This window comes from Sphingobacterium corticibacterium (genome assembly GCF_004208525.1).
GTDB classification, from domain to species: Bacteria; Bacteroidota; Bacteroidia; order Sphingobacteriales; family Sphingobacteriaceae; genus Sphingobacterium; species Sphingobacterium corticibacterium.
Map to the genome: position 1 here is coordinate 104,141 of NZ_SGIT01000001.1, position 11,927 is coordinate 116,067.

Genomic DNA, 11,927 nt, shown 5'->3' on the forward strand with positions numbered 1-11,927 from the left:
GTTGTTATTTGTTCTCTTTTATGAGAATATAAAGAAAAACAGGTGTCCCGAGTAGCGCTGTAATGACACCGATAGGTAATTCTATTGGCGCAACTAATGTACGCGATAGTACATCGGCCAATGTCAATATCATGGCGCCGAGTAGCATGGATCCGGTTAACACATATTTATAATCTACTCCACCCAACAACCTGATCGTATGGGGAACCAGCAAACCGATAAAGCCAATAATACCAGATACTGCGACAGACGCCCCAACGGCTAACGTAGAAAACAAAACGACCCATCGTTTTGTGTAATCGGTATTGATACCCAACAGAGCAGCCTGTTCCTCTCCAAGAGAAAAGGCATTAAGCGCTTTCCCAAAGAAAGGAAGAGAAACCAACGGGAGCAGGATGAACGGAAATATGGCACGGAGGTTTTCCCATGTAGCACCGCCTAAGCTCCCTAGCATCCAGAAGGTAATTGTACGTAATTGTTGCTCCGTGGCCATATAAGTCATTAATCCCGTTAAAGCGCCGGCAAGCGCATTGATCGCAATACCTGCCAACAACATAGTGGTAATATTGGGGCGGCCATTTTTTTTTGATATCTGATAAACGACAAATGCCGTCAATCCAGCGCCCACAAAGGCACCGAATGCTAAAAGGTAGTATCCCAAAAGTTCGGAAAGACCCACAAAGAGTAACGTCTCGAAAGCAATAATCAATACTGCAAAAAGTGATGCGCCAGCCGATATCCCGATGAGTCCCGGCTCGGATAACGGGTTACGAAATATTCCCTGGATCGCGGCACCCGATATGCCCAGCGCTGCACCTACTAGCATCCCTAGCAATACCCGTGGCATACGTATAGCGAAAAGAACATCGGCATACATCTCATCGGCAGTTGCATTTTGTGAAAGCCCAATTTTATCCGTTAATGCACTAAAAACCTCTTTGGTAGGGATATTAAACGCTCCTAGCCCTAAAGAGATAATTGCCGTTAATACCATCGTGATGACAAGAACCACGAGTATAATGCGTTGTTTTAGCACCATCTTGTCTGTTACTTATATACGGCCTTCATAGCGGAATGAAGCTCCTGTATAGCTTCGGGTAACCTACTGGAAAAATTAATGAGCAACGGACCATTCATCTGGATGATCCTTTTATTTTTTCCTGCATTGGTAAGACGTACACCAGGCAGCTTGAGCATTGCTTCTTTTCCGCCGAGGCTACTGAGCCCAAAATCAAACATCAGGATGATGTCTGGATTCGCACTGACTAACGCTTCTGTTGTATAAGGCTTAAAGTCCGCAAATTCCTGTACCGCATTTTGCGCCCCCGCCAATTTTATAATTTCATCGATACTGCTTCCTTTTCCGGCCACGCTCATCGTTCCCGTTCCTCTAGCATAGATGAAAAGCACCTTTGGTGTTTTCGTAAACGATTGTTTTTTGATGGTAAGCTCGACTTCCTGAAGTACTTTTTGGGTCGTGTTCACCAAGGTTTTCCCCCGATCCTCCTCATCTAGTGCATTAGCAACATCTTGGATGAAATTTAAGGCACCTTTACTGGAGTACTGTTGACGGATAGCAACGAATTTAATACCTGCTGTCCCCAACTGTTGTATAACGGCGCGGGATACTTCACCTTCGATCGCTAACACGATATCCGGCTTATAACGAAGTAGACCTTCAGACGATACGGACCTGTTTTTACTGACTTTTGGTAATTTTGCCGCTGCCGCTGGTGATTCACTTGTCACATCTGTTGCAACAATTGAAGAGCCAAAACCTAAGGCAAACACCGTTTCGGTCAGCGCACTATTCAAGGTGATGATACGCTTGGGAGCCGCTTCCACTAAAAATACCAAAGGTAGCAGCAATAGCATTAGACTGTATTTTTTTACTGTTAATTTCATATACATTTATTTTCTTGATACAAAACAAAGCAATAATCAGTCTAAATACAAGTAGTCAACAAAGGACACATATAGATTGGATTGCTTTTTTTGATCTTTAAACGATTGAAAAGTAGTGTTTTAATGTCTGTTCTATCAAACCCGTATTTTCAGTTATATCAGTTTTCATATATAATATGACGGAAATCATATAAAATTCTCAATTTCATTTAGTTGTTTTGCAATTGTTATTTAGAACAATTAAAAATAAATGTTTGGTCGATTAGAGATCTTAAAAAAGATTCTTTTTTTTATGTTACTGTTGCTTCCCGTAGTTGCATTCTGTCAAGAGAAATATACCATAACAGGAGAGGTGCGATTGGCAGATATCGGAGAGACTTCCGATCAGATCATATTAACACTCTGGCCCGACCAAAAGATACAGAAGCCGAATACAGAAGGACAGTTTGTTTTCAGTGAGCTTTACGAAGGATCTTACAGATTACGGGTGCAACATGTTGGCTATGTTTCGCAAGAGCTTGAAGTCATGCTGGAAGGGAACGACGTGAATTTGGATATTGTGCTGGAAATGGAAAGCTATGCGATAGAAGAAGTTGCGGTGCAGGGGAAACAAGTGGCAGTGGACAATCTCGTGAAGGCCGAAAATGCAGCTATGCCTGTCACTGTTATTACGCGTAGGGAAATCGAATTAATGGGCAGCAGGCGATTGGACGAGATCATGAAAGAGCAGACGGGTGTGGCGGTCGTCAATGATATCGCCAGTGGATCGCGTGCCATCGGGGTACAGGTACAAGGTTTTAGCAGTAATTATGTAATGGTGCTGATCGATGGACAGCCTATGTTGGGAAGAAATAATGGCAATTTTGATTTGTCCCGCATCTCGGTGACGAATGTGGAACGTATTGAAATGATAAAAGGAGCCTCTTCGTGTTTATATGGGAGCGATGCTTTAGGGGGCGCAATCAATATCATTACACGAAATGGAGCCATTACGCCACAGGCACATGCTTCTCTCCTGTATGGTAGCTTAAACACGGTGGATGCTACCGCGGAAGCGGAAACACCTTTTGCAAATCAACGCGGATCTGTCGTTGTTTCCGGGAACTATTATAAGACCGATGGTTTCAATACCGATTCGAAATATATGATCGGTGGAACAACCATACCACCTTATCGTAATTATAGTTTTCAAGGAAGGGCACGATATCGATTGTCCAGAGATGGTACATTGGGAGTAACCGCAAGATACACCGAAGGGAACTCCGAAATGATGAATATCTGGTCTGATGAATGGATCAACAAAGATAAACAAACGGATCGTGATTTAAATCTTTCCGCTAGTTATGATCATAACTTTACCAATGGTGTACGAAGTATGAGCCGCTATTATTTTACCCGATACGAAAATGAAATGCAAGCTAACTGGATCAATCAGAATGCGTTAATCGGAGCAGAAAAGTTTGGACAACAAGCACATCGATTGGAACAGCAGTTTGCGTATGCACCTATTCATAGCGTCCAATTGACAGGGGGAATAGGCGGGAGTTTGGAACTGATGGATAATAAAGATTTAGGTCAAGAAAGAAATTTAAATACGGTATTTGCTTATCTACAGACCGAATGGCAGGCCTTAGCAAGACTACGAACAACAACTGGGTTAAGATATGATCACACGAATGTTTATCATGGTCGTGTGAGTCCGAGCTTGGGCCTGCAATATAATTTATCGGAAGCCTGGTTGATGAAGGCGGGTATTGGCGCTGGTTTCAAAGCGCCGGATTATAAGATGCGTTATCAGGTTTTTTATAATCCGGCTGCAAATTATATGGTTGTTGGGACCGATCAAGTGCGTGAAGTGATGGAAGCGTTGGATAGAAATGGCGAACTGAGCTTTCAGAATTCCTATATGCTTAACTTGACCGCGGGTAATCTGAAAGCGGAAAATAGCCTCTCTACTAATGTGGGTTTCGTCTGGAATCCTCATGGCCGTTTGCGAGCGGAAGCTTCCGTTTTTTATCACCGTATCGCTAATCAGATCAATGCGGTAGCGGTCGGGAACGGAACTACGATAGGACAAATTTTTACGTATCGCAATTTGCCTCGTGCGGCTAACAAAGGCTTTGAACTGTCTATGGCTTATCACCCCTTGGAAAATCTGAACTTATCTGTGGGATACCAATATTTGATTGCCAAGGATTTATCGGTGTTAGATAGTATCCGTGCCGGTAACTATCCCTATAACCAAATGATCAACAATCCAATAACCGGAGAATCCCGCCCTGTAAAAGAGAATGATTATTGGGGAATTGAAGATCGCTCGCGTCACATGATCAATCTAAAGGCAACATATGAATACCGACCCTGGAACACGACATTCAATTTACGGGCAAATATCCGTGGAAGATATCCCTTTCAGGAAATTAACGGTAATCAGTTTATTGATGAGTACGATGCGTTTGTCCCCGATCATACCCTGTTAAATTTGACGGTAAAGAAAAGGGTGTGGAAGAACAAACTGACCGTTCGTCTTATAGCAGACAATCTATTGGGATTTACGCACCGGTATATGCCCGGACAGCCGGGCAGGGTCATATTGGGCGGTATGAGTTATCGATGGTTTAAGGAATAATTGTCTTAAGAAGACTGAAAATTAATATAGAAGAGCATGATGAAAACAAGAGATATGATTATCAACGAACTAAAACCACTTATTGCATGGGGAAGAATGGGTAAATGTCTATTTGGTATCGTAGTATTGCTTACAATGTGTGCTTGTGGAAAGGATAACGATGTAGCTCCACCGTTAGAGGATGGCCGTAGCATAGTGATTTACGATCTTCCGGGAGATACCGAGGCTTCTATGGGAGAAGGTGTTGACGGAAAGGAGCAACGAGATGCTTATACCTTTTTATTTCGCTTTCGCGACCAAAGGCAGATATGGATCAAAACAAAAGAAGATTCTTTGAAATGGCTGAAGACATTAGATTGGGACATCGCCTTCACAAGAGAGTACAATTCGGAAGTACATATTAATAACGCGCAGCATACACGAAGTCCCGGGTTTGACGGTCTTGCAACGAATACAGCAGTTGTGATGATTAATCAATCCTATGATGCGGTAACAATTGCACCGAGTGATGAAGAATTCGATAAAAGTAATATTGATCGTATAGGATGGGCTTTTTCCGAATCGTCCAGTGGCTGGTTTCGCTATAGTTTAGACACACACCTCATGCAGCCATTGCCTAATCGTACTTATGTTATTCGATTGCCTAATGGTAAATATGCAAAACTACAATTGATCAATGCTTATAAGGGAAACCCACCAGTGGTAACGAATATGAATTGGCCGGCACCTTATTTCACTTTTAAGTATTATGTGCAGGAGGATGGTAGTAAAAATTTAAAAACAAGCGAATAATTTACGGTTGTAGAAACCACATTTAGATAACTTTTTAACTATTTTATAATGAACAAACTATTTAGAATTGCTTTACTAGCATGTTTTATTACAGTTGGCTTCACGTCATGTGAAAAGGACAATAGCATGCCAGATGAGGATACTGATCAAGAACATCAGCCGAAAATCATTGTCCAAGATGGTGAAACGAAAGATTTGGCAGATGTATCAACTACATCAAATACCCAAGGAACAATTAGTCGGTACGGAGAACGTTATACCTTGCGTAATTTCCGACAATTTGTCGTTGAAGACAATGAAGCAACGGAAAACGTGGCGACGACATTCTATTTTGATTTTAAAGAGAATGACGCGGTTGCCGCGGAGGATGCACCTCTTACTTGGATTGCAGAAGCAAGGGAAATGGGCGTTCAACCCAATACCGCAAAAGGATATACTTTATCCTATATAGACAAAAGATTTGGAGCGGTGACAGCTGACGATGAGTTTACAACGGTAGAGAAAATGGGAATTGCTTTTGCTCCGACGGCTATTGGTTGGGCGACTTATAACATGCAGACACATACCGTAGAAGCTGTGGCAGGCCGTACATTGGTACTTTCAAAAGATGGGGAGCCACAGTTTAAGTTTCAGATAAGGAGCATCTATTCCGATGAAACACCGAATAACGAAAGCGGGCCAACGAATTATATCTATTATACTGTCGATTATCAAGATATTAATAAGACTGGTGAAAACGATGATATACAAGATAACGAAAACTATTACAAACTTATCCGTGTTGAAAATCTGCCTATTGCCCCAACTGACGAAGGGTCTGAACCGAACGAGTCTGGTTTTTATTTTTACAGTTTGTCGGAAAATAAATCGATAACGCAGGATGCCGTTAAGTCTAGCAAGTGGGATTTAGCTTTTGGAGGTATGTTTACAAGTTTCTTATCGGGTAACAATGGAACGGACGAAGGAAATCGTGGTGTAGGAAGTAACGCAATAGGCGGTATTGCCATCGTAGAAAGTACGTTTGATGATGTTAAGCAACTCCCAGCGGGCATCGAATTCAAGACGGGTAAAGATGTGATAGGTACAGATGACCAAGGGGCTTTTGGAGCAGGCATCGGTTGGTATTTGTACGATTTTGATGGAAAGTTGGTGCGCGAAGGGGCAGAAGAAGATAAACACGTAGCCTATGCACTGGCTGAACCGATTACCAAAAAAGATGGAGCTGTTATCAAGCCACGTACCGTTATCGTGAAAACTGCTAATGGCGATTATGCAAAAATAAAAATGATTTCTTGTTACAAAGACTTGTTTAGTCAAGAAGAATGGAAGCGAGGAGAAGCGATTATGTATGCGACATTTGAATATGTGTTGATTCCGGGAGATCGTAATACTTTTGAGATTAGATAGGTATGTGAAATGTCGTTTTGCAGACATAAAACGTCGGATTTCAGCATACAATCAGGAGGATTAATACTAATCTTTGTATTAAATCAGTTTATAATAGAAAAGATATGTTAAGTCAAAATATCAAAGAAAACACAAAAGAGGCACACCAAACTTTAGAGAGCGTGGTCGTGAGACAACTTAAAGCCGTTCGGTCGGGTGCGGATTATGCGGAGGTGCTTAAGAATTTTTATGCTTATTTTAATGCAGTAGAAAAAAACATAGCACCGTTTATCACACCAGAAGTATTGCCCGATTATACGGAACGACGTAACTCATCACATATCAAAGCCGATATCGAAGAGCTTGGCGGCAATGTTGATAACTTGCCTGTGACGGCAGCACCCCTTGTCAATAACACATTGGAAGCATTGAGCGCGCTATACGTATTGGAAGGCTCCATTATGGGCGGACCCTACATCGTACAGATGTTAAATAAATATGGTGTGACGAAAGGAACATCCTTCTTTTCCGGTTATGGAGAAGATACTGGCAAAATGTGGGGTAAATTTGTTGCCGTGCTGAATCAGTACGGTGAAAATCCCGAAACGCATAACCACGCGATCGAAGTTGCCAATGAGACGTTCGCACGTTTTGGAGACGTATTTAAAGGCGTAACCGTCTAATAATTTTAATGCTTTAATTAAGATCCCCGCCCTAGCGGGGATTTTTTTGTTTTCTTTTTTTTAAAAATTATTGTACTTTAATAGCACCGTAAAATCAATACTAAATTAAATAAATAAAAAAGAGTATGGCTGAATCCCAAAAAAAAGGAGAGATTGCTACGGATATATTAGAGGAGGAAACACTAGATAATATCCATCACGTCAACAACCCTGTGCTTGATGTGCCCGCAGTAGAAAAAAAATATTTGAATAAAGTTCTTTCGTATGTGAAGCAAGGGAATGTATTTGTCTTTACAGACGGAAAAGCCAGTATAGAAGTAAAGGTGTTTTCGGACGAAATCATCCGGGTGCGTTTGGCGCCAAGAAGCTTGTTTCTGGATGATTTTTCTTATGCCATTAAGAAAGATTTGGATATACATCCTACCTCTTTTTCCATTGTAGAAACAGCGGATGCTTTTATCATCAAGACCAGTGTTGTCGTTTGTCGCATACAAAAAGAAGGTTTTCTAGTCTCGTTTGAGAAACTGGATGGCAAAGTGATGAATGCCGACCAACAACCCATGCATTGGGAAGAGAATCCGGACTTCGGAGGGTACTATGTCTATTGTACCAAGCATACTCCTCCTGACGAAGCTTTTTTTGGCTTAGGTGATAAATCTACCCATCTGAACTTACGTGGAAGAAGATTCCAAAATTGGAATTCGGATACCTATGGTTTTGGTTTTAACCAAGATCCGCTCTACAAGACTATTCCGTTTTATATCGGTGTAACAGGCGGTGATGCTTATGGTGTTTTTTTCGATAATACGTTTAGGACATATTTCGACTTCGCTGCCGAACAGCCTGACCAGACCAGCTATTGGTCGGAGGGAGGAGAGTTACAATATTACTATATCCATGGACCGCAGATGATGGATGTCGTGAAACGCTATCACGAACTGACAGGCACGCACTATATGCCTCCGTTATGGGCAATTGGATACCATCAGTGCAGATGGAGTTATTATCCCGAAGCCAATGTACGGGAAGTTGCTAGTCAGTTCCGTAAACGTCAAATACCGTGTGATGCTATTTACCTAGATATCGATTATATGGACGGTTACCGTTGTTTTACTTGGAATAAACGCTATTTCCCCGATCCGCGGAAAATGATTTCCGATTTAGCGGCGGATGGCTTTAGAACCGTTGTGATGATCGATCCGGGTATTAAAGTGGACGAAGATTATTGGGTGTTCAACGAGGGTAAAGAAAATAAATACTTCTGCCGTCGGGGAGACGACTACTATATGGAAGGGTATGTATGGCCGGGCCGTTGCCAATTTCCGGATTATACCAACCCCAAAGTACGGGAATGGTGGGGAACCTTATACCGGGGTTTGGTAGAAGATGGCGTGGCTGGCGTATGGAATGATATGAATGAACCCGCCGTTTTCGGTCGCGGAACATTCCCGGATGACGTACGGCATTATTTTGAGGGACTAAGAGGCTCTCACCGGAAAGCACATAATATATATGGTATGCAGATGGTGCGCTCGACGTATGATGGATTAAAAAAACTTCAGAAAAATAGACGTCCATTTACCATCACCCGTGCCGCCTATGCCGGGGTACAACGTTATTCATCTGTCTGGACCGGAGACAATATCGCAACTTGGGAACATTTAAAGATAGGTATACTTCAGCTGCAACGCTTGTCGATTTCGGGCCTGTCTTTTTGTGGTACGGATATCGGTGGATTTACCGGCGAGCCCGACGGTGAACTTTATACCCGGTGGATGCAATTCGGAGTGTTTTCTCCGTTTATGCGGGTTCACTCGGCCGGCGATACCCGGGATAGGGAGCCGTGGAGCTTTGGCCCTGAATGGGAAGCTATCTGTAAAAAATTTATTGAGCTTCGTTATAAATTATTACCTTACATCTATACGGCATTCTGGCGTCAACATAAATACCGGGAACCAATTTTGCGTCCTATTTCATTACTGGAACAACATAAGCCCGAAAATCTAATGCGCGAGGAAGAATTTGCGTTTGGGCATAATATCCTTGTTTCGCCGGTTATTCAACCCGGTCAGCAATCCAAGATTGTGTATCTGCCCGAAGGTAACTGGTATTATTATTTTGACCATACCATGCTGGAGGGCGGACAGGAGCACAACGTGAAAACGCCGTTAGACGAAATGCCGATTTTTGTTCGTGGAGGAAGCGTTATTCCCGAATTTCCGGTGATGCAATATACGATGGAGAAGAACATAGATACCTTAAAATTAAATGTCTTCTGGGGGCAGGGGCGATATGAATCCCATGTTTACATCGACCATGGAGAAACGTTTGCTTACGAACAAAGTGTATACAACGAAAAATATTTTATAATCGAGGGAGAACAAAATAGCTTAACGATCGTCCAACATATAGAAGGGTTGTATCACGAACGTTTCGATAGCTACAAAATATACATTGTCGGACTTCCATTCGATGTCCATCACGTAGAGGTAGATGGCGATATATTAGAGACATTGGTGGATGAAGAAGGGAAGTATTATATCACCGTTGAAAAAGAATTTAGACGGTTAACTATTTCGTGAATTTAAAAATAAGTGAACATAACATTATAAACAACTTAAATTATGAGGCAGGCAGTAGAAGTATATTCGTTATTCACGGACTTCGATATTAGCTTATTTCGTGCCGGAAGACACTTTAAACTGTATGAAAAGTTCGGTTCACATACGGTGACGCACAATGGTAAAGAGGGCGTACATTTTGCTGTCTGGGCACCCAACGCAGCATCGATTTCGGTCATCGGTAATTTCAACGGGTGGAATCCTCATAGCCATCCATTATTTGTCCGGTGGGATAGTAGTGGTATTTGGGAGGGATTTATTGAAGGATTGAAGTTGGGCGAGGTCTATAAATACCATATCCATTCGAATACCGGCGAGCGTCTCGAAAAAGCAGATCCATTTGCCTTGGTGAACGAACAGCCACCGCATACCGCGTCTGTCGTTGGTACGACTTGGTTTCAATGGAATGACCAAACCTGGATGCGACAAAGACAGGAGCATAATGCACTTGACAAACCCTTTGCCGTGTACGAAATGCACATAGGTTCCTGGCTACGCGACCCGTCAGATCCCGAACGTTTTCTGAGCTATCGGGAGATTGGCGATAAATTAGTGCCATACCTGAAGGAAATGGGGTTTACGCATGTAGAATTTATGCCGATCATGGAACATCCGTTTTATCCTTCCTGGGGATATCAGATTACCGGTTATTTTGCGGCTTCTTCCCGTTATGGAAGTCCGCAGGATTTGATGTGCCTTATCGAAAATCTGCATAAAAATAACATTGGCGTTATCCTGGACTGGGTTCCATCCCATTTTCCGGGGGATGCACATGGCTTGTATAGGTTCGACGGTTCACATCTCTTCGAGCACGAAGACCCTCGCAAAGGATTTCATCCGGATTGGAAATCGTATATCTTCAATTATGGACGAAATGAGGTACGCTCGTTCTTGATTTCCAATGCATTTTTCTGGCTAGATCGATATCATATCGATGGTTTACGGGTAGATGCCGTCGCGTCTATGCTCTACTTGGATTATTCCCGCAACGAAGGGGAGTGGATACCGAACGAATATGGCGGACGGGAAAATTTAGAAGCTGTACATTTTCTGAAGGAATTTAACGAAGCAGTATATGCGCATTTCCCCGATGTACAGACGATTGCAGAGGAATCAACATCCTGGCCGGGAGTGAGCCGCCCAACTTTCGCGAACGGGCTGGGCTTCGGCATGAAATGGATGATGGGCTGGATGCATGATACGTTAAACTATTTTAAGGAGGATCCCATTAACCGTCGGTATCATCATGACAAGATGACCTTTGGCACAGTATATAGCTTCCATGAGAACTTTATGCTACCGTTATCACATGACGAAGTAGTACACGGTAAACAATCTCTTATATATAAGATGCCGGGCGATGAATGGCAGAAGTTTGCCAACCTGCGGGCACTCTATTTATATATGTACACCTTTGTCGGGACGAAGCTACTGTTTATGGGTGGAGAGTTTGGCCAAACCTCCGAATGGAATGTTAACCAGTCGCTTGACTGGCATCTCACCCAATTTGAATCCCATCGAGGTATGCAGCAATTTGTGAAAGATCTCAATATGCTATATCGGGCACAACCGGCTTTATATGAACGATCGTTTAGTCCGGATGGTTTTCAATGGTTGGAATATGGTGACCAGGAGAATAGTGTGTTTGTCTACTTGCGTCGGGGAAATGCCGCGTCCGATGATGTGTTGGTCGTACTTAATCTCACGCCTGTGGTTCGGGATTATCGTGTGGGGGTTCCTACAGCAGGTTTGTGGGAGGTAGTTCTCAATTCGGACGATGTATCGTATTATGGAAGTGGAACGCGTCAGCATGCTGCTCTTTCCGAGGAGATAGCGTGGATGGACTGCGGGAATTCCATAGCACTTAAATTACCGCCGTTGGGCGGATTAGTCCTTAAACAAGTATAAAAT

At 42.7% G+C, this 11,927-nt stretch carries 8 protein-coding genes; 6 read left to right on the forward strand and 2 right to left on the reverse strand.

All coding sequences use genetic code 11. The features are described from left to right. Window positions 1–4 precede the first annotated feature (4 nt). A complete protein-coding gene (locus EWE74_RS00440) occupies window positions 5–1,039 on the reverse strand; it encodes a FecCD family ABC transporter permease (RefSeq protein ID WP_130139579.1) in 1,035 nt (344 codons plus the stop codon). Window positions 1,040–1,047: 8 nt separating this feature from the next. Continuing rightward, the gene (locus EWE74_RS00445) at window positions 1,048–1,905 is read right to left on the reverse strand and encodes a heme/hemin ABC transporter substrate-binding protein (RefSeq protein ID WP_130139580.1); all 858 of its coding nucleotides are present in this window, start codon (window positions 1,903–1,905) and stop codon (window positions 1,048–1,050) included. Between the two features lie 292 nt (window positions 1,906–2,197). Between EWE74_RS00445 and EWE74_RS00450 the strand changes: the two genes are divergently transcribed. From EWE74_RS00450 to glgB, 6 genes are all read left to right on the forward strand, one after another. After that, window positions 2,198–4,534, forward strand: coding sequence for a TonB-dependent receptor (locus EWE74_RS00450; RefSeq protein WP_130139581.1), 2,337 nt, complete (start codon window positions 2,198–2,200; stop codon window positions 4,532–4,534). Window positions 4,535–4,570: 36 nt separating this feature from the next. Further along, entirely contained in the window at window positions 4,571–5,326 is a 756-nt protein-coding gene (locus EWE74_RS00455; RefSeq protein ID WP_130139582.1) for an HmuY family protein, read from the forward strand. Between the two features lie 48 nt (window positions 5,327–5,374). Then, window positions 5,375–6,733, forward strand: coding sequence for an HmuY family protein (locus tag EWE74_RS00460; RefSeq protein WP_130139583.1), 1,359 nt, complete (start codon window positions 5,375–5,377; stop codon window positions 6,731–6,733). 104 nt (window positions 6,734–6,837) lie between these two features. After that, the gene (locus tag EWE74_RS00465) at window positions 6,838–7,395 is read left to right on the forward strand and encodes a biliverdin-producing heme oxygenase (protein ID WP_130139584.1); all 558 of its coding nucleotides are present in this window, start codon (window positions 6,838–6,840) and stop codon (window positions 7,393–7,395) included. Between the two features lie 125 nt (window positions 7,396–7,520). Then, window positions 7,521–9,977, forward strand: coding sequence for a glycoside hydrolase family 31 protein (locus EWE74_RS00470; RefSeq protein ID WP_130139585.1), 2,457 nt, complete (start codon window positions 7,521–7,523; stop codon window positions 9,975–9,977). Window positions 9,978–10,019: 42 nt separating this feature from the next. Then, a complete protein-coding gene (gene glgB, locus EWE74_RS00475) occupies window positions 10,020–11,924 on the forward strand; it encodes a 1,4-alpha-glucan branching protein GlgB (protein WP_130139586.1) in 1,905 nt (634 codons plus the stop codon). Window positions 11,925–11,927 lie beyond the last annotated feature (3 nt).

Coding starts and splice junctions, on each gene's coding strand:
- EWE74_RS00440 (WP_130139579.1), bottom strand. CDS start 1,039: ATGGTGCTAAAACAACGCATTATACTCGTGGTTCTTGTCATCACGATG.
- EWE74_RS00445 (WP_130139580.1), bottom strand. CDS start 1,905: ATGAAATTAACAGTAAAAAAATACAGTCTAATGCTATTGCTGCTACCT.
- EWE74_RS00450 (WP_130139581.1), top strand. CDS start 2,198: ATGTTACTGTTGCTTCCCGTAGTTGCATTCTGTCAAGAGAAATATACC.
- EWE74_RS00455 (WP_130139582.1), top strand. CDS start 4,571: ATGATGAAAACAAGAGATATGATTATCAACGAACTAAAACCACTTATT.
- EWE74_RS00460 (WP_130139583.1), top strand. CDS start 5,375: ATGAACAAACTATTTAGAATTGCTTTACTAGCATGTTTTATTACAGTT.
- EWE74_RS00465 (WP_130139584.1), top strand. CDS start 6,838: ATGTTAAGTCAAAATATCAAAGAAAACACAAAAGAGGCACACCAAACT.
- EWE74_RS00470 (WP_130139585.1), top strand. CDS start 7,521: ATGGCTGAATCCCAAAAAAAAGGAGAGATTGCTACGGATATATTAGAG.
- glgB (WP_130139586.1), top strand. CDS start 10,020: ATGAGGCAGGCAGTAGAAGTATATTCGTTATTCACGGACTTCGATATT.